Here is a 21,018-nt window from a genome sequence, read left to right as displayed (position 1 = left end):
CATCGATTGGCACGGGGACGACATTCGGCGATGGGGACGCCGAGTACCGCGGTACCACCCCGCTTGCTCGGACCGATGGAACCCGTCGGACCGAGCCTCTCCACACGAGCTGTGACGGGCTCACCCGTTCGGTTCTACTGAACAGCCCATTTCGGTCGTTGCAGACCGAATCGTCACTGTCGTTCTTCCGAAGGCTCCCCGGTGATGGCCGGATCGACGCCTGATTGTTCTCTCGTCTGACAACCGTCGAACTGATGCACTTACCGCCTGATGCACTACCGCCTGATGCACTGCCGCGTAGATGCTACCTGTCGATCTCGGGCGGTGGCCGTCGCCCGAGCAGGGCCCCGACCAGGAGCAGCACCGCCCCGACTATGCAGATCACGATGCAGGCCCAGGCCCAGACGACCGATCCGGTCATCAGGGCCAACACCAGGAACCCGAACCCGACAGCCGCCGCGCCGAGGGTCAGAATCAGCACAGGATTCCTCGCTCACCACTCGACGCTACAACCGAGCCCGACGCTGCCCCGAGAGACAGCGTCGGAGAACGATCGCGTCAGTTGTTGCCCTTGGCGTACGACTGGCTGTAGCCGGACGTCTGGTTGTCCTGGTTGAAGTTGTCCTGGCCGTTGTCCACCGGCAGCGCCGAGGAACGGTTCTCGAGCTCTTCGAGCTGCGATTCGAGGTACGACTTGAGGCGCACCCGGTATTCGCGCTCGAACGTCTTGAGCTGCTCGATGCGACCTTCCAGCACGGACCGCTGCTGGTTGATCGTCGCCATGATCTCGGTGTGCTTGCGCTCGGCGTCGGCCTGCAATGCGTCGGCCTTCTCCTTGGCCTGGCGAAGCTGGGTCTCGGAGCGAGTCTGTGCATCGGTGAGCAGCGACTCGGACTTCTGCCGCGCTTCGGACATCATCGACTCCGAGCGAGCCCGGGCATCCGACACCAGACGTTCGGCGTTGGTGCGCGCATTGCCGAGCAGCTGCTCGGACTCGGTCTTCGCATCGCCGGTGAGGCGATCCGCCATCTCCTGCGCGAGACCGAGAATCTTCGCGGCCTGCATGTTGGAGTCGCCGCTCTGCTGCGGTGCTGCGGCCACGGGAGCGACCGGCGCGGGCTGCTGAACCACCGGTGGCGGCTTGGGGGGATCGACCGGCCGCTGCGGCTCGGCTTTCGGTGCGGCAACCGGAGCCGACTGTGGGCTCTGGCGCGCAGAGTTCTTGGCGTCCGCAAGCTCCTGGTCGAGCTCACCGACACGCTGGCGCAGGTCGGCGTTCTCTTCGATCAGTCGGGACAACTCTTGCTCGACGAGGTCGAGAAATGCGTCGACCTCGTCTTCGTTGTAACCGCGCTTACCGATGGGCGGCTTGCTGAACGCAACGTTGTGCACATCAGCTGGAGTCAGCGGCATGGAAGGATCCCTTCACGCGTCTTGGGGCGGTAGAGCAAGCATTCAGTTATATGCCATTCCGCGCGAGTGCAGAACAATCAAACTGTAACTGGCGTCCATTCTGTCACACGGGACACGCAGCTTGCGCTGGGTCCCGAGTTCTAACATTCCATCTTCGGCCTCAGGCCGCGAGACTGCTGGTCACATTCCAAAGAATGAACACGACGAACAGCAAGACCATGATCGACAGGTCCAGTCGCACACCACCGAGGTTGAGCGGCGGAATTATCCTGCGCAGGAACTTCACGGGCGGGTCGGTGACCGTGAAGATCGCCTCCAGAAGGATGACGACCAGCCCGGTCGGTTGCCAATCTCTCGCGAAAGTCCTGATGAACTCGACGATGATTCGACCGATGAGAAGGAGCCAAAAAAGAAACAATACGATGTTGATCACCGTGAACACGATCACGGCTATACTCTGCCTGACTTCGCCGGGCTGAGCAAAGTGCGCTGGTCACAGCTCCGACTTGCCGCCCCAAGGGGAGAAACGATCACTGCTGGCTGTAGAAGCCGGTTTCCGCAATTCGCCGGCGCTCCTGCGGGGACACATCGACATCGGCCGGCGAAAGCAGGAACACCTTCGTGGCCACCTTGTCGAACGATCCACGGAGTGCGAAGGCCAATCCGGCAGCGAAGTCGACGAGTCGCTTGGCGTCCGCGTTGCTCATTTCGACGAGATCCATGATGACCGGAGTGCCGTCACGGAAACGCTCACCGATGGTGCGCGCCTCGCTGTAGTCCCTCGGGCGCAGGGTGGTGATCTTCGAGAGTGGGCCGCCGTCGTCGACGATCGGGCTGCGTCGGGTCTCGGCCCGCACGTCCATGCGGGTGTCCATCGCCAGCGCGCCACGAGTGGCTGCGCCTCGGGTCGACGGTCCTGCTGTGCCGCGTGCGCGTCCACCGATCGGAGCGAGCGTCGCAGCGGGGCGAGGAGCCTCGTAATCGTCGTAGTCGTCCTCGGCCTGCGCGTGCCGCGAGCCACCGAACGACGGCTTGACGAAGTCACGATCGTCGATGTCGTCGTAACCGTCACGGCCACCACGGGGACTGCGGCGGGTGTCCGGATCGTCGAGGTAGTCGTCCTCGTAGTCCGCGAGCGGAACCATGCCGAAGTACGCCTTGAACTTGTGCAGGGTGCTCATCGTTCTGCCTTCCGTGGCCGTGTCTACTGTCCATCTCCAGGTTCGCAAGTGTCTGTTGTGACTGATGTGATCCGTGGACTGTTATTGGGAGGCTATCGGCCGCGCACCGAGTATTGCGGTACCGACACGCACGCACGTCGATCCGTGTCGCACAGCAGCTTCCAGGTCCCCCGTCATGCCGGCCGACAACTCGCGGGCATCGGGATGATCACGCAGAAGTCGCTGATGCAGCACCTCGAGATCACCGAACGCAGCGTCCGCATCGGCGTCCAACGGAGGTACGGCCATGAGTCCGGCCAGACGCAAGCCGGGTGCGGTCGACACCGCGTCGGCCAACTCGTACAGGTCCCCGCGTTCGACGCCGCCGCGGTGGACATCGCCGTCGAGACTGACCTGAACGAGGACGTCGAGCGGCGTCGTCCGAGCGCCGTCGTCGAGTGCTGTCTCGGTGGCCTTGGACAGCGCGGTGACCAATCGAGCACTGTCCACCGAGTGAATGGAGTGCGCCCACGCAGCGATGGACTTCGCCTTGTTTCGCTGGAGATGCCCGATCATGTGCCATCGCGGCGGATCACCGCGGAAGTCCTCGGCGGTCTCGGCCACTTTGGGCGACGCATCCTGCTCTCTGGACTCGCCGAACTCACGGCAGCCCAGCTCGTACAGGATCCGAACGTCGGACGCGGGGAAGAACTTCGTCACCGGCAGCAGAGTCACGGTCGAGTCTTCTCGACCTGCGTCCGCGCATGCTCGCGCCAGTCGTTCGCGTACCGACGCCAACGCGGCGGCGATCTCGGCAGCTCGGTCGGTGGGCTCGCTCACGACATCCTCTCCTGGCCGGAGTCGGGAACCTCGTCTGCGGATGCGGAATCCATCCACACGACGCTCGCGATACGGCCGGTCGAACCTTCCCGGCGATGGCTGAACAGGGTGCGATCCTCGATGGTGCACCGGGGATCCTGAGCCACTCCGTGCAGTCCTGCGGCAATCAGCTGCGCGCGCACACCTGCCGGGATATCGAGACCGGGAGTCTTCCGAACCGTCGTCGTCGCGCTTCCGGGAAGATGCTTGTCGACGTCGGCACGCATGTGGGCGGGTACCTCGTACTGACGCCCACTGGCCGCCGGGCCGAGGAAGGCCCCGATCCTCTCCGGGACCGCGCCCAGCTCGACCATCGACGCAAGTACTCGAGGAATGATGCCGATGCGGGCACCGACGCGGCCGGCGTGTACCGCGGCGATCACGCCCGCCTCTTCGTCGGACAGCAACACCGGAACACAGTCGGCCGTCAACACCACGAGCGCGAGATCGCGCTGCGTCGTCACCAACGCATCGGTCATGGGAACGGGCTCGGACACCGGCCCGTCCACCACCGAGACGGTGCGGCCGTGGACCTGTTCCATGAACACCATGCGTTCGATGCCCATACCCAACCGGTCACCGAGGCGCCGACGGTTGGCCTCGACAGCAGCCGGGTCGTCGCCGACGTGGTCACCGAGATTGAAGGTGTCGAACGGCGGGGCCGACACGCCGCCTGCTCGCGTCGTCGACACCCGCCTGACCCGAAAGGAGTCACTCACCGCCGCATGAAGGACGGCACGTCGACCTCGTCTTCGCCGTCGTCCTCGGCGACGGGAACGCGGCGTCCGGATCCGACCGACTCGCGGCCCTGACCGCCGGAATCCCGGCCGTGACCGGCTGCGGACTCGCGGCTGGACGATTCGCGGTTCGACGAACTGGACGAGTTCAGCGGGGGCAGGCTGGATCCGCTGGGTGCGCCCACCGGGTCGCGGAACACAGCGCCTTCGGAGCTGTCGTTGGAACGCGAGGAGACCTCGCCCGAGCGCGCCGATCCGATCGGGCCGCGGGTGGATGCCGCTGCCTCGACCGGACGACGCGTCGGCGTTCCCCCGTCGAACCCGGCGGCGATGACGGTGACACGAACCTCGTCGCCGAGAGAGTCGTCGATGACAGTTCCGAAGATGATGTTGGCGTCGATGTGCGCCGCTTCCTGGACCAGCGAGGCGGCCTCGTTGATCTCGAACAGGCCGAGATCCGAGCCACCCGCGATGGAGAGCAGCACTCCGCGAGCACCTTCCATGGACGCTTCCAGCAGCGGCGAGTTGATCGCGGATTCCGCGGCCTTGATCGCGCGGCCTTCACCGCGGGAGGAACCGATGCCCATCAGCGCACTGCCTGCGCCGGACATGACGCCCTTGACGTCGGCGAAGTCGACGTTGATCAGCCCGGGGGTGGTGATCAGATCGGTGATGCCCTGAACGCCGTTGAGCAGGACCTCGTCGGCACTGCGGAACGCATCCATGAGGCTGACAGCCGCGTCGCCGAGCTGAAGCAGACGGTCGTTGGGGATGACGATGAGCGTGTCGCAGGATTCACGCAGCTGCTGAATACCGGTGTCGGCCTGGCCACCACGGCGCTTGCCCTCGAAAGAGAACGGACGCGTCACGACGCCGACGGTCAGCGCGCCGAGCTTGCGCGCGATGTTGGCGACGACGGGAGCGCCACCGGTACCGGTTCCGCCGCCCTCACCTGCGGTGACGAAGACCATGTCGGCACCCTTGAGGACCTCTTCGATCTCGTCCTTGTGGTCGTCCGCTGCGCGGCGACCCACCTCAGGGTCGGCACCGGCACCGAGTCCGCGAGTCAGCTCACGGCCGACGTCGAGCTTGACGTCGGCGTCACTCATCAGCAAGGCCTGAGCGTCGGTGTTGACGGCGATGAACTCGACTCCCTTGAGTCCCTGTTCGATCATCCGGTTGACCGCGTTCACGCCGCCGCCGCCGATGCCGACGACCTTGATTACGGCGAGGTAGTTGTGCGGGGGCGTCATGGGCTCTCGCCTTCCGTGGATTGTTGCTCGAAAAATGTGGAAAACCCTCAACCTAAACCACAGGCTTAGAGTTATGTCAAGTACTCGACTGATCGGAACGCTATTCACCGACGGCCACGATCGCCATTAGGCGCGCCGATGCCGCGCCGAAAATATGAGCCTTTCGGGCCCGTTGCTATTTCGTGGTCGGAAGATCGGGACTGGACACGTCGAAAATCTGACCCGGTTGCGACAGCAACGCGATCGCCACCGCCCCCTTGCGCTCGGAGTTGTCCTTGTTCCCCCACACGACGGTCCGCCCGTCCAACAGGAGGATCGAGATGTCGGACAGCGTGCTCGCGCGCACTTCGCCGACCTGACCTCGGATCAGCGGCGGCAGCGAATCGAGTACAGCCAGTGCATCTTTCGTCACCGGATCGCCGAAGACAGGATTGTCGGTCACCAGTCGGACCACCCCGGGCGGAGGCGGTGCGACGGCGAAGTCCACGCCGGTTGCATCGAGCAAGTGAGCGCCGTCGGGGGAATCGACGAACGCCACCGGGACACGTTCTTCGACGGTCACCTGCACGGTGGACGGGTATTTCCGTTGCACCCGAACCGATGCCAGCTCCGGTATCGATGCAACACGCTGGGCCGCGGCCGCGGCGTCGACCCGGACCAGCGGCAGGCCGGTCGGCACCTCGAGTCGGTCGAGGATCTGCTGTTCGGACACCGACGAGGCTCCCACGACCGAAATCGTCCGAACCGACAGCAGCGGCGTGAAGTAGACCAGCACTGCCGATCCGATGATCACTGCGACAACCGCCACGACGGCAAGCACTGCGCGACGGCGTGACCGTTTCACGCGAGCGCGCTCTTCTTCCCTGGCCCGCGCGCGAGCTTGCCTGTCTGTGACCGACGACGTCGAATCACCCTGCCCGGCAACGGGTTCCGATCTGGAAGCGCGGTCTCGATCGGACCGACGAGTCACGTCGACGGCCGATCCTTCGGTACCGCGCGGCCGGTCGTGGCACCGAAATCGGTTTTGGAACGAAGGGCGTCGAGAATGGGCCCGCCGAGCATGGTCACGTCGCCCGCACCCATCGTGATCACCACGTCGCCGGGACGACTGAGATTGGCCACCTGCTTGGCGACCAACGACAGATCCGGTTGGTAGTTCACCGGTTTGGTCACCGACGCTGCGACCAAGGCCCCGGTCACACCGGGCAGGGGTTCCTCGCGAGCGCCGTAGACGTCGAGCACCACGATCTCGTCGGCCAACGACAGTGCGGTACCGAATTCCTCGGCGAACGTCGCAGTGCGCGAGTACAGATGCGGTTGGAACACCACCACGACCCGCGCCCGCTCGCCACCCTCCAGTGCTTGACCCGCGACCAACGCCTGCGCAGCGGTCAGCACGGCCCGCACCTCGGTGGGGTGATGGGCGTAGTCGTCGAACACTCGGACTCCGTGCTCGCGTCCGGTGAACTGGAACCGCCGGTGCACTCCCCCGAATCCGGTCAGCCCGGCCAGCAACTCCTCGACCCCCGCGCCCACCTGGCGGGCAGCCACGAACGCCGCCAGCGCGTTGAGGGCGGTGTGCCGTCCCGGTACTCCCAGCCGAACCGTGCGGGCAGAGTCCTCACCGGCGATCTGCAACTGCGCGACGCCCCCGATGTCCTCGGGCTCCCAGGCCAACAGACGAACGGCCATCTCCACCGGTCCGGCGTCGACGTCGGACGACCCGTAGCCGAGCACCGTCACTCCGGGAAGATTCTTCTCGACCACGCGGCGGGCCAGAGCTGCCGAACCCGGGTCGTCCATGCATGCAACCAGCACACCGCCCGGGTGCAGCAGCGCGGCGAAATCGTCGAACACCTTCACGTAGGCCTCGGTCGTACCGAAGAAATCGAGATGATCGGCCTCGATGTTCGTCACGATGATCACGTTCGCCGAGTACTGCAACAGCGAACCGTCACTCTCGTCCGCCTCGGCGACGAAGACGTCGCCACTGCCGTGATGCGCGTTGGTTCCGGCCTCGTTGAGCTCACCGCCGACCGCGAACGACGGGTCGAACCCACAGTGCTGCAGTGCGACGACCAACATCGATGTGGTCGACGTCTTCCCGTGCGTGCCCGACACCAGCAGGGTGCGGTACCCCTCCATCAACGACGCGAGGACGGCGGGCCGCAACACCACCGGAATCCCGCGATCGCGAGCCTCGACGAGTTCGGGGTTGGTCTTGGGTATGGCCGCGTGGGTCGTCACGACCACGGTGGGGCCGCCGTCGATCATGTCCAGCGCGCTTGCATCGTGCCCGATTCGCACCAGCGCACCGCGGGCTCGCAGCGCCAACACCCCGCGCGATTCCTTGGCATCCGATCCGGACACCTGACCACCGCGCGCCAGCAGAATGCGTGCGATCCCGGACATCCCGGCACCGCCGATTCCCACCATGTGCACCCGTTCGAGCTCTGCCGGCAACTCCGACATCGCCGCACCCTCAGTTGTCACGCGGACGTCTCCCTCGTTCTGTGGCATTCTCGCCGCCGCCCGGTTCAGCGCCGCGCCGCGTGCGCGGTATCGAGCACGATCTGCGCAACGGCAGCCGCAGCACCCTTGTGACCGGCTCCTGCCGCAGCACGGGACATCGCGGCGATGCGCTCGGTGTCGGCCACCAAAGCGACGACCGTGTCGGTCACGTACTGCGCGCTCAGCGTCGCGTCGGCTACCAGGATGCCACCTCCGGCGTCGACGACGGGACGGGCATTGAGCTCCTGCTCACCGTTGCCGTGCGGTAGAGGCACGTACACGGCAGGAAGCCCGGTCGCGGAGACTTCGGCGACCGTCATGGCACCGGACCGGCAGATCGCGAGGTCGGCCGCCGCGTAGGCCAGGTCCATCCGGTCGATGTAGGGCACTGCGACGTACGGAGCATCCGGATTGCTCTGCTCCACGTCCAGTGTGTTCTTGGGACCGTGTGCGTGCAGAACCGAGATGCCGGCGGCGGCAAGGGCGCCCGCGGCACCGGACACTGCGTCGTTGAGTGAACGCGCGCCCTGTGAACCGCCGAACACCAGCAGCACCGGCCCGTGTTCGGGCAGACCGAAATGAGCGCGAGCCTGCGACCGCATCGCTGCGCGATCGAGACCGGTGATGGTGGGCCGCACCGGAATTCCGATCACTTCTGCATCCTCGGACCCCGGTGCAGAGATACCAGATCCGGCGACGGCGGCAAGGACTCGTTCGGCGCTGCGTGCACCGACCTTGTTCGCGATGCCGGCGCGGGCATTGGCCTCGTGAATGATCACCGGAATACGGCCGCCGCGACCGAGAAGTCGACCGCGGGCAGCGAGATACGCAGGAAGCGCGACGTAACCGCCGAAGCCGACCAGTACATCGGCCTCGACCGCAGCGAAGATCTCCCGGGTTCGACGCACCGACCGTGCGACCCGAACCGGTAACTTCACCAGGTCGAGAGTGGGCTTGCGAGGCAGCGGCACGGGCGGTATCAGTTCCAGCGCGTAGCCGCGGGCGGGTACCAGTGTCGTTTCGAGCCCCCGGCTGCTGCCGAGGGCGGTGACGGTGACGGTGGGGTCGAGCTCGCGCAGGGCGTCGGCCACGGCGAGCGCGGGCTCGATGTGTCCGGCGGTTCCGCCTCCGGCCACCACCACGGATATCGGCCTCGATGTCTGCTTCACCGTCGATATCCTCGCTCACCCGAGCGGACCGGCGGACGACCGGGTTGCGGTTCCGGACGCGGCCGATACGGCGACCGTGGTCCGGCGGCGTACCCGCTGCCGGTGTCTCGGCGTTGGGGCTCGGCACGGCGGGCGTGGCCACGGGGTGCGTTCCTGGCCGACCCGTTGGGGCCGGCAGTGTCCACCCGTGAACTCGACACCCGGGTACGTCCGGGCTCGGGTGACCGTGCCCCGCGGCCGTCCTTGTTCTTGCGGGACTCGAGACGTGTGCGATCCTGCGCCGCCAACGTGGGACGGGTGGATTTGGAGCGTGCCATCGCGGCCCGCTTCGGTGAGAAGACAGCAGGCAGCGGCAATCTCAGAGCTCGGGCGATACGACCCTCTTGCCCGGCGTGCAGCGCGGCGATGGCTTCCGGTTCGTGTCGGGCCGCACTGGCGATGATCCCGAACATCAACAGCGTGATGGCCGTGGACGTACCGCCGTAGGACACCAGCGGCAGCTGCAGACCGGTCACCGGCAGCAGCCCGACCACATAGCCGATGTTGATCATGGCCTGACCGAACACCCAGCACGTTGCGCCTGCAGTCAACAGACGCAGGAACGGATCGACCGACCGCATCGCGATGCGTAGGCCGGTGTAGACGAAGAGACCGAACAATCCGATGACGGCAAGGCAGCCGATCATGCCGAGCTCCTCGCCGATGATCGCGAAGATGAAGTCGTTGTGCGCGTTGGGGAGGTAGCTCCATTTCGCGCGACTCTGTCCCAATCCGCGACCGAAGAGTCCGCCGTCGGCCAAGGAGTACTTGGCCTGGGTGGACTGATACGACAGACCCTGGGTGTCCTCCCCCGGGTTGAGCCAGGCCTTGACGCGGTTCGAGCGGTAGCCGGCGGTGAACGCGAGCACGGTCGCCAGAGCCAAACCGGTCACCAGGACTGCTCCGAACAGCCGGGCGTTGAGGCCGGCGAACCACAGTAGTGCGACGAGAATGATGCCCAGGGCGATCGCGGTACTGAGGTTGGGCTGGAGCACGACGAGCAGACACATGAGCAGGCCCGCAGGCAGCAACGGCACCAGCAGCGACTTGATGTTGCCGTGCTCGCTGCGACGGGAGGCCAGCAGGTGCGCTCCCCACAGAACCAACGCGACCTTCGCCAGCTCGGACGGCTGGAACGAGACGACACCGAAGTCGAACCAACGCCGTGCGCCCTGACGCTCGGCACCGATACCGGGGATCAACACCAGCATCAACATCGTGATCGAGACCAGGAAGAGCGGGAACGACAATTTGCGCAGGTATCGCACCGGCAGCCGAAGCGCCGCATAGAACGCGACCACACCCAGTGCGACACCGATCAGCTGTTGCGTGAACAGCGCGTAGCCGGACTCATCGGCTGCGAACGATTCGGCCGACGACGCGGACAGCACCATCACCAGTCCGAGCACAGTGAGCAGCACCGCGATCGTGACGATGAGGTGGAACGACGCCAGCGGCCGACCGAACCACAGTCCGATTCGGGTGCGCGGCGTGGTGGTGCGACGAGGTGGACGCGCCGGTCGAGCTGCGGTGGTCACGATCGCGGCGATCCGAGGGCGGCGATGTCGAGGCGCTCGACGGACTCGGCGAAGCTTCGGCCGCGGTGGCCGTAATCGACGAACATGTCCAACGACGCAGCCGCGGGGGCCAGCAGGACGGTATCGCCGGCCGCGGCAAACCCCGCAGCGTGGTCGACGGCCGCTCGCATCACCGCATCTGCATCTTCAGCCTCATGAGTCACACCAGCATCGTCTCCCGAAGGGAGCCTGACGACCGGAACATCGGGGGCGTGTCGCGCCAAAGCCTCTGCGATCTGCATCCCATCGCGGCCCAACACCACCGCAGCCACGAGCCGATCGGCGATCTCGACGACCAGATCGTCGATCACCGCACCCTTCAACAACCCGCCCGCGATCCACACGACCCGATCGTGCGCGAGGATCGACGAGCGCGCGGCATGCGGATTCGTCGCCTTGGAATCGTCGACGAACGTCACCCCACCGAGCTCACGCACCACTGCGGCCCGATGCGGTCCCACCCGGTACGTCCGCAATCCGTTTCGGACGGCCTCGGCGTCGACACCGATCGATCGCGCCAACGCAGCCGCGGCCAACGCGTCGAGCACACCGGACGGGCCACTCGGTTCCACCTCGTCGGCCCGGAGCAACTCGACGTTGTCCCCGAACGCACGGTCGACGAGCATTCCCGCCCGCACTCCCAGCTCGCCCGCGGCGGGTTCGTTCAGGCGGAAACCGACGACCGTCGCTGCCGGTGCCCCCGCCCGCAGACCGGCCGCCACCGCGTCGTCGAGTCCGACGACCCCGACGTCCCCGGTCAATGCGCGCGCCTTGGCCTGGACGTACCCGTCCATGCCCCCGTGCCAGTCCAGATGGTCCTCGGCGATGTTGAGCACCACCCCCGCCGCGGGACGAACCGACGGTGCCCAGAACAACTGGAAGGACGACAGCTCGACCGCGAGTACGCGCGGATGCGGGGTACCGCGCAACGCGTCGGCGATGGGGAGGCCGATGTTTCCGCAGGCGACGGAGTCGATTCCGGCAGCGTCGAGGATCGACGCGAGCATCGAGGTGGTGGTCGTCTTACCGTTCGTACCGGTGACAACCAGCCAACGAGCGCGCGGGCCGTACACCTCGGCGCGGTCGAGATGCCACGAGAACTCCACGTCGCCCCACACCGGGACGGCGTGGTCGGCGGCCGCAGCCAGCACCGGAGAGTCCGGCCGGAACCCGGGACTGGTGACGACGAGCGCAAAGGCCGCGATCGCGTCCGGATCGGCGAGCAGATCGTCCTGAACCACCACGGCAGCACCGAGCGCCGACGCCTCGTCGAGCGCAGCTCGGTTCGAGTCGGTGACGGTCACGAGTGCGCCGAGGTCCAGCAGTGGGCGTACGACGGCCAGCCCGGAGATGCGCGCACCGGTGACCAGCACCGAACTATCGCGCAACCAGGACAGATGGGTCGAGGCTTCGGTCATTGCCTAACCGCCCACAGCCGCGAGGTATTCGCTGTAGAACAGTGCCAAGCCGACGGCCGACGCGATCGCGGCGAGCAACCAGAACCTGATGATGACCGTCGTCTCGGCCCAACCGGCCAACTCGAAGTGGTGATGGAACGGGGCCATTCGGAACACGCGTCGCCGACTCGACCGGAACACTGCGACCTGGATGACGACCGACGCCGCTTCGGCGACGAACAACGCGCCGATGACCACCATGATCAGTTCGGTCTTGGTGACCACGGACAGTCCTGCGATCAGGCCGCCCAGAGCGAGGGATCCGGTATCGCCCATGAAGATCTTGGCGGGCGCGGCGTTCCACCACAGGAAACCGATGCAGGCACCGGCCGCCGATGCGCACACCAGGGCCAGGTCGAGAGGGTCGCGTACGTCGTAGCAACCCGGCGCAGGACCGGCCGGTCCTGCACACGCCTGCCGGTACTGCCAGAAGGTGATGACGGTGTACGCCCCGAGGACCAATGTCATGGACCCGGCCGCCAGGCCGTCGAGGCCGTCGGTGAGATTGACCGAGTTGGACCACGCGATCACCAGCAGACAGACAAAAAACACGAAGACAGCAGCCGACATCGACCACGTTGCGATGTCGCGCACATACGACAGTTGAGTGCTGCCCGGAGTCAATCCGTCGTCGCTGCGAAATTGCAGGACCAGGATGGCGAACAGCACCGCCGCGGTGATCTGGCCGACGTACTTGCCGGTGGCGTTCAGACCGAGGTTCCGCTGCTTACGAATCTTGATGAAGTCGTCGAGAAAGCCGACGAGGCCGAGCACGGTGGTCAGGCCGAGTACGAGTAGAGCCGACGCCGACGGCCCCTCGGCGTCGTATCCGATGCCGATCAGGTGCGAGCCCCAGTAGCCGGCCCAGATCCCGACCAGGATCGCCACGCCGCCCATGGTGGGAGTACCGCGCTTGGACTGATGGCTCGCCGGGCCCTCGACCCGGATCTCCTGGCCGAAGCCCTGTTTCGAGAAGGTCTTGATGAGCACGGGAGTCAGCAGAATTGCGACTGCAAGTGCGATCCCTCCGGCGAACAGGATCTGTCTCACTGCTCGCCCTCCGACGGTTCGGCCAACAAGGCGTCGGCCGACGGTTCGGCCAACAGGGCGTCGGCCGACGGTTCGGCCAACAAGGCCTCAGCAACAATCCACATCGCGCCCGACTGCGAGGCCTTGACCAGAACGATGTCGCCGGCGCGAACCTCGTCCTCGAGCACGGCGATGGCTGTCTCGCGATCGGGTACGAGCATCGATTCCTCGCCCCAGGACCCTTCCATGACGGCACCCTGATGCAGCGCACGCGTGGGCCGACCCGAATCGACGATGATCAACCGATCGACGTCCAGGCGGACGGCGAGCCGACCGATCGCATCGTGCTCCACCACCGATTCGCCGCCGAGCTCGCCCATCTCCCCCAGCACCGCCCAACTGCGCCGCTTCGGCCCGTCGTCTCGCCGCGACATCGACACCAGCGCCTTGAGGGCGGCCCGCATCGAATCGGGATTCGCGTTGTACGAGTCGTTGATGACGGTGACCCCGTCCGCGCGGGTGCGTACATCCATCCGGCGGATCGAGGTGGGTACCGCGGTCGAGAGCGCTTCGGCAACCTGGGCCACGCCGGCCCCGCACTCGAGCGCGACGGCCGCGGCAGCCAGGGCGTTGCCCACCTGATGTTCACCGTGCACCGCCAGGGTGATGTGCGCCGTGCCTGCCGCACACACGAGTGTGAACGACGCTCGCGCATCGGTGTCGACCACGACGTCGACAGCCCGGACGTCGGCGTCCGCGTTGAGTCCGACGGTGACGACGGCCGCCTTCGTACGTGTCGCCATCTCGGCGACCAGACGATCGTCGATGTTGAGGATCGCCACGCCGCCGTCCGCAGCAGCGGGCAGTGCCTCGACCAGTTCACCCTTGGCCAGCGCAATGGCGGCACGTGAACCGAACTCGCCCAGGTGCGCGGTTCCGACGTTGAGAACCACCCCGATCCGCGGCGGCGCAAGCCTGGCGAGCTCGGCGATGTGGCCGATTCCCCGGGCGGACAGCTCGAGGGCGAGGAAGTCGGTATCGGCGTCGGCCCGCAGAGCAGTCCATGGATGCCCGAGTTCGTTGTTGAACGATCCGGGTGGGGCCACCACGGATCCGAGCGGACGCAGCACCGCCGAGATGAGATCCTTCGTCGACGTCTTGCCCGACGACCCCGTCACGCCCACCACGGTCAGGTCGTGGTGCGCGGTCAGTTCGAGCACCGATTCCCGGGCCAACGCGCCGAGCGCAGTCAGCACCGCAGCGCCGGCCCCCTCCGGGTCGTGTTCGAGTGCCATCGCACGGCTCGAGTGCGGCGCCGGCCGAACGACGACAGCCGGGACGCCCACCGGACGCGCCGCGAGAACGACAGCAGCGCCTGCGGCCACGGCGTCGGCCGCGTGCTCGTGGCCGTCCACCTTGGCACCGGGCAGGGCGAGAAAGACACTGCCGGGTGTGACCTTGCGTGAGTCGAACTCCACCGGCCCGGCGACCAGCACCGTCGGGTCCGCTACGTCGTGCAGTTCGCCGCCGACGATCTCGGCGATGCGAGCGATCGAGAGCGGTATCACCGTGCGCCTGCGCTCGTGGTGACCAGTCGTGCGTCGATGGCCGATGCGAGTACCACTCGGTCGTCGAACGGATACTTCACCCCCGCCACCTCCTGGCCCGTCTCGTGTCCTTTACCTGCGATCAACACAACGTCCCCCTCACGTGCCCACGCCACGGCTTGTTCTATCGCCGCTGCGCGGCCTTCGACATTTCGTACTTCGCCACGAGCGTCGTCGGGCACCGACAGTGCACCGTCTTCGACGGCATGCCGTATCGCTGCCGGATCCTCACTGCGCGGATTGTCGTCGGTCACCACGAGCAGATCGGCACCGCGCGCTCCGGCCGCACCCATCAGAGGGCGCTTGGCGGTGTCTCGATCCCCGCCGGCACCCAACACGACGGCGATACGTCCACGGGACGACTCTCGCAGAGTCGCCAGCACCGCTTCGACCGCAGCGGGCTTGTGGGCGTAGTCGACCACCGCGAGGAAGTCCTGGCCACGATCGATTCGTTGCACTCGACCGGGCACGTCGACGGTCGCGATTCCGGGTGCCGCCGTCGCGGCATCCACTCCTGCCGCTTCGCAGGTCGCGAGCGCGAGCACGGCGTTGGCGACGTTGTAGCGACCCGGCAGACGCACCGACACCGGCAACGACGTTCCGTTCGGATCGGCAACGGTGAACGACTGCGTTCCGTCGTCGTGCTTGGCCCACTCGGAGACGGTCCACTGCGAGTCGGCACCGGTGGACACCGTGACGACCGTGGATCCTGCCGACCGGGCGATATCGGTCATCCGCACGCCCCAGGCATCGTCGACGCACACGACCGCTGTGTCTGCCCGTACCGGCGAATCGACCCCGAACAGCCGGCTCTTGGCCAGAAAGTAGTCCTCGAGCGAGTCGTGGAAGTCGAGATGATCCTGGGACAGGTTGGTGAACGCGCCAACCGCGAAGTCGGTGCCGTCGACTCGGCCGAGGGACAACGCATGGGAGGACACTTCCATCACCACGGTGTCGACTCCGGCCTCGACCATGACGGCGAAGAGCGCATGCAACTGCGGAGCCTCGGGGGTGGTGAGAGCGCTCGGTACGTGCCGGCCCACTACGCGGGTCTCGATCGTGCCGATCAGTCCGCAGCGGCGGCCGGCGGTTGTCAGGCCGGCCTCCACGAGGTACGCGGTCGTCGTCTTGCCCGACGTGCCGGTGATTCCGACGACCGTCATCTTCGACGACGGATTGCCGTACACGAGGGCGGACACGGTTCCGAGCACCTGGCGTGGTCGGTCGTGCACGAGGACGGGAACCTGGCGATCGGCGGTGGCGAGGACGCGGCGGACGATGTCGGCACCGGATGGGTCGGTGAAGACCGCCGCCGCACCCCGCTCGATCGCGTCGGCGGTGAACTCGGCTCCGTGCCGAGCGGATCCGGGTAGCGCGGCGAAGAGATCGCCGGGACGAACGGACTGCGCTCGCAGATCGATTCCGGTGACCTGCACTCCGTCGAGGTGTCCCCACTCGATCGTTGCACCGACAGCGGTCGCCACGTCGGATACGTCGGTGTGCGGCGGATTCGCCGGCCGAGACCCCGGAGCGGGTTGTGAATCCGATGACACAGTCACTCCTGCTCCCTTCCTCTGTACTTCCACCGCACACTGCGTCAGCTCGAACACGCTGCGGTGGCTGATCGACGAACACGCCTCGAGCCGATGTGTCAGATTACCGGCGACCGTGATCGGCATGCTGCCGCCCCGATTCCCGGACCGACAGATTCGAGCCTCAGTCGGCCTGAAGAACCAACTTGGGGCCCGGGTCTGCGGACATCGGAACACTGTCGCGCTGCAACAGCCAGCTGGCGATGTTGTGGAACAGCGGTGCGGCCGACTGCCCTCCCGAGCCGTCGGCACTGCGGGACGGCGCGTCCAGCATGATCCCGATCACGTAGCGAGGATCGTCGGCCGGAGCGATACCCGCGAACGTGATCCAGTACTTCGAGTTCGAGTAGCACTTGCACTCGGGATCGACCTGCTGGGCCGTGCCGGTCTTACCACTGATCTGGTAGCCCTCGACACCAGCGGCGACTCCGGTACCGCGCTGATTTCCGTTGTCGTCCTGGGTGACCGACCGGAACATGTTGCGGACCGTCTTGGCCGTATCGGGACTGACCACGTACACCCCGTCGGGTCGCGGTGTCTCGGTTCGTTCGCCGTTGGCGTCCACCGTTGCCGCGACGATCCGAGGCGGGATGCGCACACCGTCGTTGGCGATCGCCTGGTACATCCCGGTCATCTGCAGGAGCGTCATCGACAGACCCTGCCCGATCGGCAGGTTGGCGAAGGTACCGCCCGACCACTGATCGCGGCTGGGCACGCTGCCTGCGCTCTCATTGGGGAGGCCGACGTCGCTGCGCTGGCCCAGGCCGAACTTGTTCAGCATGTCGGCATACCGATCCTCGCCGACACGTTGGGCCAGCATCAGAGTCCCCACGTTGGAGGACTTACCGAACACTCCGGTGGAGGTGTACGGCGCAACTCCGTGTTCCCAGGCGTCCCGGACCGAGACACCGGACATGAAGATGTTGCCCGGTACCTGCAGCACCTCGTCGGGTGTGGTGAGCCCGTACTCGATAGCGGCTGCAGCAGTGATGATCTTGTTGACCGAACCGGGCTCGAACGGCGTCGTGACGGGCAGATTGCCCATCTCCTTGGTCCGTTCGTTGTTTCCGACGCCGATTCCGGGGTTGAACGTGTTGTCGTTCGACATGGCCAGCACTTCGCCGGTGTGCGAATCCTGAACGTAGGCAGACGCATTCTTGGCCCCGGACAGATCTTTCGCCAGCTGCACCTGCTGCTGTACGTAGTACTGCAGGTCCGCGTCGATGGTCAGTTCCACGTTCGAGCCGTTGACCGCGGGCTGCTTGTCGCGCCAGCTGCCGGGAATGACGGCCCCGTCGGAACCGCGATCGTAGGTCTGCGATCCGTCGGTACCGGCGAGCGTGGCGTCGAGCGAATCCTCGAGCCCGAGCAGGCCGTGTCCGTCCCACCCGGTGGCCCCGACGATGTTCGCGGCGAGCGAGCCACCCGGGTACTCGCGGATGTCCTGACGTTCGAGCCCGACCTGCTTGAATTCCTTGCTGATGTTCGACGCCACGGTGGCGTCCACACCCCGTGCCAGATAGGTGAATTCGTCGTTGCTCTTCAGTTTCGCGAGCAGATCCTTCTTGCTGACGACGTCACCGAGATCGCTGTGGATCCGCTCGGCGATGTCGTCGAGGTACTTGTCGGTTTCCGGCTTCGTCGGATCCTTCGCGCGTGCCTCGTCGAGTTCTCTACGAACCCGGACCGGCTGGAACGTCAGCGCTTTCGCTTCCATGGTGAAAGCGATCGGGTTTCCGTTGCGATCGAGGATCGAGCCGCGCATCGCCGGATCGACGAGGGTGGTGGTGCGCTGCGAGGCGGACTCGGCCGACAGTGTCGGCGCATCGAATCCTTGAATCCAGAGCAACTGTGCCGCGACGACCGCCAAAGCCAAGTACATCAAGATGCGGCCCGTACCGTGCCGAAAACGAAATGTGGACGAGTCCAAACGCTTTCGTCCCGGCCGCGCTCGATCTGCGGGCCGGGGACGTGACGCAGGCGACGGCCTGGTCACTGCTCGTCACCGGAGGATTCGCCGGGGGCGGGAGCCGAGGGGGTGCTCATGGGAACCAATTGTTCAGCAAGCGCGGCAGTTCCGGCACCATTGGGCGCACTCGGCGTGGCGGCACGGGTGTCACCTGCGCCCGTCGGCCTGGTGGGCTGCGACGCACTCCTCGGAGTCTGCGACTGCGCCGACTGTCGTGCGGGATTCTGTGTCGACGCACTCGGAACCGAGCCCTCCCCCGAGCCGGTGGCGGGAGGCGGATCGAGGGGTGCAACCGGCGCACCGTCGGCGGGAGCGGGCGTGCCGACGACCTGCACACCGCCCTCGGGGGCTACGACGAGGCGGGCGGGGTTCTTGGCGGGGACCATTCCGATCGCGGCGGCTTTGCGCGCGAGCTCGGGCGCAGATTCCGCGAGCTCGACGTCACGCTGCAAGGAGGCACGCTGTTGTGCGAGCTCGGCGTTGACGGCCTTGGCGGCACTGAGGTCGTAGGAGTCGCCCGCCGAGCGCGTCGTCAACAACAACGTCAAGCCGAGCCCGAGGGCAAGCAGACCGATGACCAAGGCTACGAACGGGATTCGAGCCGCAATGGCACTGCCGTTGAGCGTCGGACGAAGTGAGGCCGCTGAACCGCGAGCAGAATCCGACGTATGTATCGAGGCACGCTGCTGCCTGCGCTCGTAGGCGCGCAATGCGGCTCCGGACCGACCACCGCGGCCGGCCCGCTCGGGTCGAGTAGCCGGAACCCGATTGCGTTGTGTTCCAACAGTTGTGCCTGGAACCGTCATTCCGCTCTCCTTGCAATCCGTTCGGCGGCGCGCAACCTCACCGGGGCCGAGCGTGGGTTGACTTCGATTTCCTCGTCCGAGGCGCGTTCCGCACCTCTGGTCAACAGCCGAAATTCCGGACCCATCCCGGGAAGTTCGACCGGCAACCCCTCGGGACTTCGAGACTTGATCCGAGGGGCCAACTCCTGCTTGACAACTCGATCTTCGAGCGACTGATACGACATGAAGACGACGCGGCCGCCGACGGCCAAGGCGTCGAGTCCGGCCGGCACCGCGGCTTTGAGCGAATCGAGCTCCCCGTTGACCTCGATACGCAGCGCCTGGAAAGTTCGCTTTGCCGGATGCCCACCGGTGCGGCGAGTCGCGGCCGGTATTGCGGCATACAGCAATTCGACCAACGGGCCGCTCGTCGTGAACGGCGTGTGCTCACGTCGCCGCAGAATTGCGGACGCGATCTTGCCTGCGAACCGCTCTTCTCCGTAGGTGCTGAGCACGCGAGCGATATCGCCGTGCGAGTACGTATTGAGCACGTCGGCTGCCGTGATGCCCTGCGTCGGATTCATCCGCATGTCCAGCGGTGCATCGACGGAATACGCGAAGCCGCGGTCCGACTCGTCCAGCTGCATCGACGACACACCGAGGTCGAACAGGATGGCGTGAACGGAATAGGTCGCGGGAAGTCCGGCCTCGTCTAGGGCGGCGGCAATGCCCTCGTATGTGGTGTGCACCAGAGTCGTTCGATCCGAGAACGGGGCCAGTCTGGCACCCGCCTTGTCGAGCGCGTCAGGATCGCGATCGAGTCCGATGAGGTGCAGACCGGGATACTTCCGTAGAAAGTGTTCGGCGTGACCGCCGAGTCCGAGCGTGGCGTCGATCATGACCCGAGTCGTGTCGGGGTCGTCCGCCGATTCCACTGCGGGCCCGAGAAGCTCGTCGGCACGCTCGAGTCGAACGGGGACGTGGATCGGGCCGCCGGAGCGACGGTGAGTGCGGTCGGCGGACGCGTCGTTCTCGTCCGGCCCGGCTCCCTCCGTCATGGTCCCTCCCGGTTGCGTATACGTACTTCTCGCCCGGGTCCGGGCCCTGCGGGTCGTCCATTGCGGCCGGTGCGAATGCTTCGAGGTCCCTGTCCGATAGGGAACCTGGCGTTGGGGAAGAACGTCAGGGTCCTGATCTGCGAAACCTGGCGTTGGGGAAGAACGTCAGGGTTCTGATCGGGCAGAGGCCTCGCTGCACTCGCAGCCGGCCTCGGTGGTCTACAAGATCCCTCCGAGGGATTCGTCGAACGCGTCGGAGAAATCCTGCTCGTTCTCGGCGGAGTAGCGGGCCCAGGCTTCGTCGTTCCAGATCTCGATGAAGTCCATCGATCCGATCACCACGCAGTTGCGTTCGAGTCCCGCATACCGACGGTGCTCGGGACTGATGGTGATACGGCCCTGTCCGTCCGGCCGCTGTTCGTCGGTTCCCGAAAAGAACTGGCGCACATAGGCACGGGCTTTGGGGTTGGCACGAGAGGCCGCCGTCAACTTTCGAGAACGCTCTGCGAAGTCTGCCGCGGTGTAGACAGCAAGGCTGAAATCCTGCCCCTTGCTCACCATGACACCTCCCGCAAGCGCGTCCCGAAACTTGGCCGGCAACGTGAGTCGACCCTTGTCGTCGAGCTTCGGCGTGTAGGTACCGAGAAACACTCGCCACCTCCAGCCTCGACTCTCCGCTGCGGACCACTTTACCCCACTCTCCCCCACTTCGAACCATTCACAGCCCGAAAACTTTGTGGACAACCACATATCCGCAGCTCAGACGCAAGAAGATTGCCCGTT

19 protein-coding genes are annotated in these 21,018 nt (G+C 66.1%); all 19 read right to left on the bottom strand.

Annotation, left to right across the window (positions count from 1 at the left end; translation table 11 throughout):
• Positions 1-304: 304 nt before the first annotated feature.
• Positions 305-481: a hypothetical protein gene (locus tag ASH04_RS26900; RefSeq protein WP_027497336.1), complete on the bottom strand. Its 177-nt coding sequence runs from the start codon at positions 479-481 to the stop codon at positions 305-307.
• 77 nt (positions 482-558) lie between these two features.
• Positions 559-1,413 (bottom strand): DivIVA-like cell division protein Wag31, encoded by an 855-nt coding sequence (wag31, locus tag ASH04_RS10140; RefSeq protein WP_027497337.1) that lies wholly within the window; start codon positions 1,411-1,413, stop codon positions 559-561.
• A gap of 160 nt (positions 1,414-1,573) precedes the next feature.
• Entirely contained in the window at positions 1,574-1,861 is a 288-nt protein-coding gene (locus ASH04_RS10135; protein ID WP_027497338.1) for a YggT family protein, read from the bottom strand.
• A gap of 82 nt (positions 1,862-1,943) precedes the next feature.
• Complete coding sequence (locus ASH04_RS10130) at positions 1,944-2,594, bottom strand: cell division protein SepF (RefSeq protein WP_032368101.1); 651 nt, start codon at positions 2,592-2,594, stop codon at positions 1,944-1,946.
• A gap of 81 nt (positions 2,595-2,675) precedes the next feature.
• Entirely contained in the window at positions 2,676-3,413 is a 738-nt protein-coding gene (locus ASH04_RS10125; protein ID WP_048318678.1) for a YggS family pyridoxal phosphate-dependent enzyme, read from the bottom strand.
• Positions 3,410-4,171, bottom strand: a complete 762-nt coding sequence (pgeF, locus tag ASH04_RS10120; protein ID WP_052068817.1) for a peptidoglycan editing factor PgeF — start codon at positions 4,169-4,171, stop codon at positions 3,410-3,412. The genes ASH04_RS10125 and pgeF overlap by 4 nt, the downstream gene beginning before the upstream one ends.
• Positions 4,168-5,442: a cell division protein FtsZ gene (gene ftsZ / locus ASH04_RS10115; protein ID WP_027497341.1), complete on the bottom strand. Its 1,275-nt coding sequence runs from the start codon at positions 5,440-5,442 to the stop codon at positions 4,168-4,170. The genes pgeF and ftsZ overlap by 4 nt, the downstream gene beginning before the upstream one ends.
• A gap of 175 nt (positions 5,443-5,617) precedes the next feature.
• Positions 5,618-6,286, bottom strand: coding sequence for a cell division protein FtsQ/DivIB (locus ASH04_RS10110; protein WP_230592095.1), 669 nt, complete (start codon positions 6,284-6,286; stop codon positions 5,618-5,620).
• A gap of 122 nt (positions 6,287-6,408) precedes the next feature.
• Entirely contained in the window at positions 6,409-7,914 is a 1,506-nt protein-coding gene (gene murC / locus ASH04_RS10105) for a UDP-N-acetylmuramate--L-alanine ligase (RefSeq protein ID WP_052066102.1), read from the bottom strand.
• A 65-nt stretch (positions 7,915-7,979) separates the two neighbouring features.
• On the bottom strand, positions 7,980-9,122 hold the full coding sequence (gene murG, locus ASH04_RS10100) for an undecaprenyldiphospho-muramoylpentapeptide beta-N-acetylglucosaminyltransferase (RefSeq protein WP_200937308.1): 1,143 nt from the start codon (positions 9,120-9,122) through the stop codon (positions 7,980-7,982).
• Positions 9,119-10,699, bottom strand: coding sequence for a putative lipid II flippase FtsW (gene ftsW / locus ASH04_RS10095; RefSeq protein ID WP_027497345.1), 1,581 nt, complete (start codon positions 10,697-10,699; stop codon positions 9,119-9,121). Before ftsW ends, murG begins: the two co-directional genes overlap by 4 nt.
• Positions 10,696-12,156, bottom strand: coding sequence for a UDP-N-acetylmuramoyl-L-alanine--D-glutamate ligase (gene murD / locus ASH04_RS10090; protein ID WP_057473413.1), 1,461 nt, complete (start codon positions 12,154-12,156; stop codon positions 10,696-10,698). Before murD ends, ftsW begins: the two co-directional genes overlap by 4 nt.
• A gap of 3 nt (positions 12,157-12,159) precedes the next feature.
• Positions 12,160-13,245 (bottom strand): phospho-N-acetylmuramoyl-pentapeptide-transferase, encoded by a 1,086-nt coding sequence (gene mraY, locus ASH04_RS10085; protein WP_032374350.1) that lies wholly within the window; start codon positions 13,243-13,245, stop codon positions 12,160-12,162.
• Complete coding sequence (locus tag ASH04_RS10080; protein WP_057473412.1) at positions 13,242-14,792, bottom strand: UDP-N-acetylmuramoyl-tripeptide--D-alanyl-D-alanine ligase; 1,551 nt, start codon at positions 14,790-14,792, stop codon at positions 13,242-13,244. The genes mraY and ASH04_RS10080 overlap by 4 nt, the downstream gene beginning before the upstream one ends.
• Positions 14,789-16,390 (bottom strand): UDP-N-acetylmuramoyl-L-alanyl-D-glutamate--2,6-diaminopimelate ligase, encoded by a 1,602-nt coding sequence (locus tag ASH04_RS10075; RefSeq protein ID WP_057473484.1) that lies wholly within the window; start codon positions 16,388-16,390, stop codon positions 14,789-14,791. Before ASH04_RS10075 ends, ASH04_RS10080 begins: the two co-directional genes overlap by 4 nt.
• A 157-nt stretch (positions 16,391-16,547) precedes the next feature.
• The gene (locus ASH04_RS10070; protein ID WP_057473411.1) at positions 16,548-18,419 is read right to left on the bottom strand and encodes a peptidoglycan D,D-transpeptidase FtsI family protein; all 1,872 of its coding nucleotides are present in this window, start codon (positions 18,417-18,419) and stop codon (positions 16,548-16,550) included.
• A complete protein-coding gene (locus ASH04_RS10065; RefSeq protein ID WP_230074472.1) occupies positions 18,416-19,198 on the bottom strand; it encodes a hypothetical protein in 783 nt (260 codons plus the stop codon). The genes ASH04_RS10070 and ASH04_RS10065 overlap by 4 nt, the downstream gene beginning before the upstream one ends.
• Entirely contained in the window at positions 19,195-20,235 is a 1,041-nt protein-coding gene (gene rsmH, locus ASH04_RS10060) for a 16S rRNA (cytosine(1402)-N(4))-methyltransferase RsmH (protein WP_027497351.1), read from the bottom strand. The genes ASH04_RS10065 and rsmH overlap by 4 nt, the downstream gene beginning before the upstream one ends.
• Positions 20,236-20,454: 219 nt before the next feature.
• Positions 20,455-20,886 (bottom strand): division/cell wall cluster transcriptional repressor MraZ, encoded by a 432-nt coding sequence (gene mraZ / locus ASH04_RS10055; protein ID WP_027497352.1) that lies wholly within the window; start codon positions 20,884-20,886, stop codon positions 20,455-20,457.
• Between the last annotated feature and the right edge of the window lie 132 nt (positions 20,887-21,018).

Source organism: Rhodococcus sp. Leaf233 (genome assembly GCF_001426165.1).
Lineage (GTDB): Bacteria > Actinomycetota > Actinomycetes > Mycobacteriales > Mycobacteriaceae > Rhodococcoides > Rhodococcoides fascians.
The sequence above is the reverse complement of the archived record's forward strand: the minus strand, read 5'-3'. Positions and strand labels throughout refer to the sequence as shown.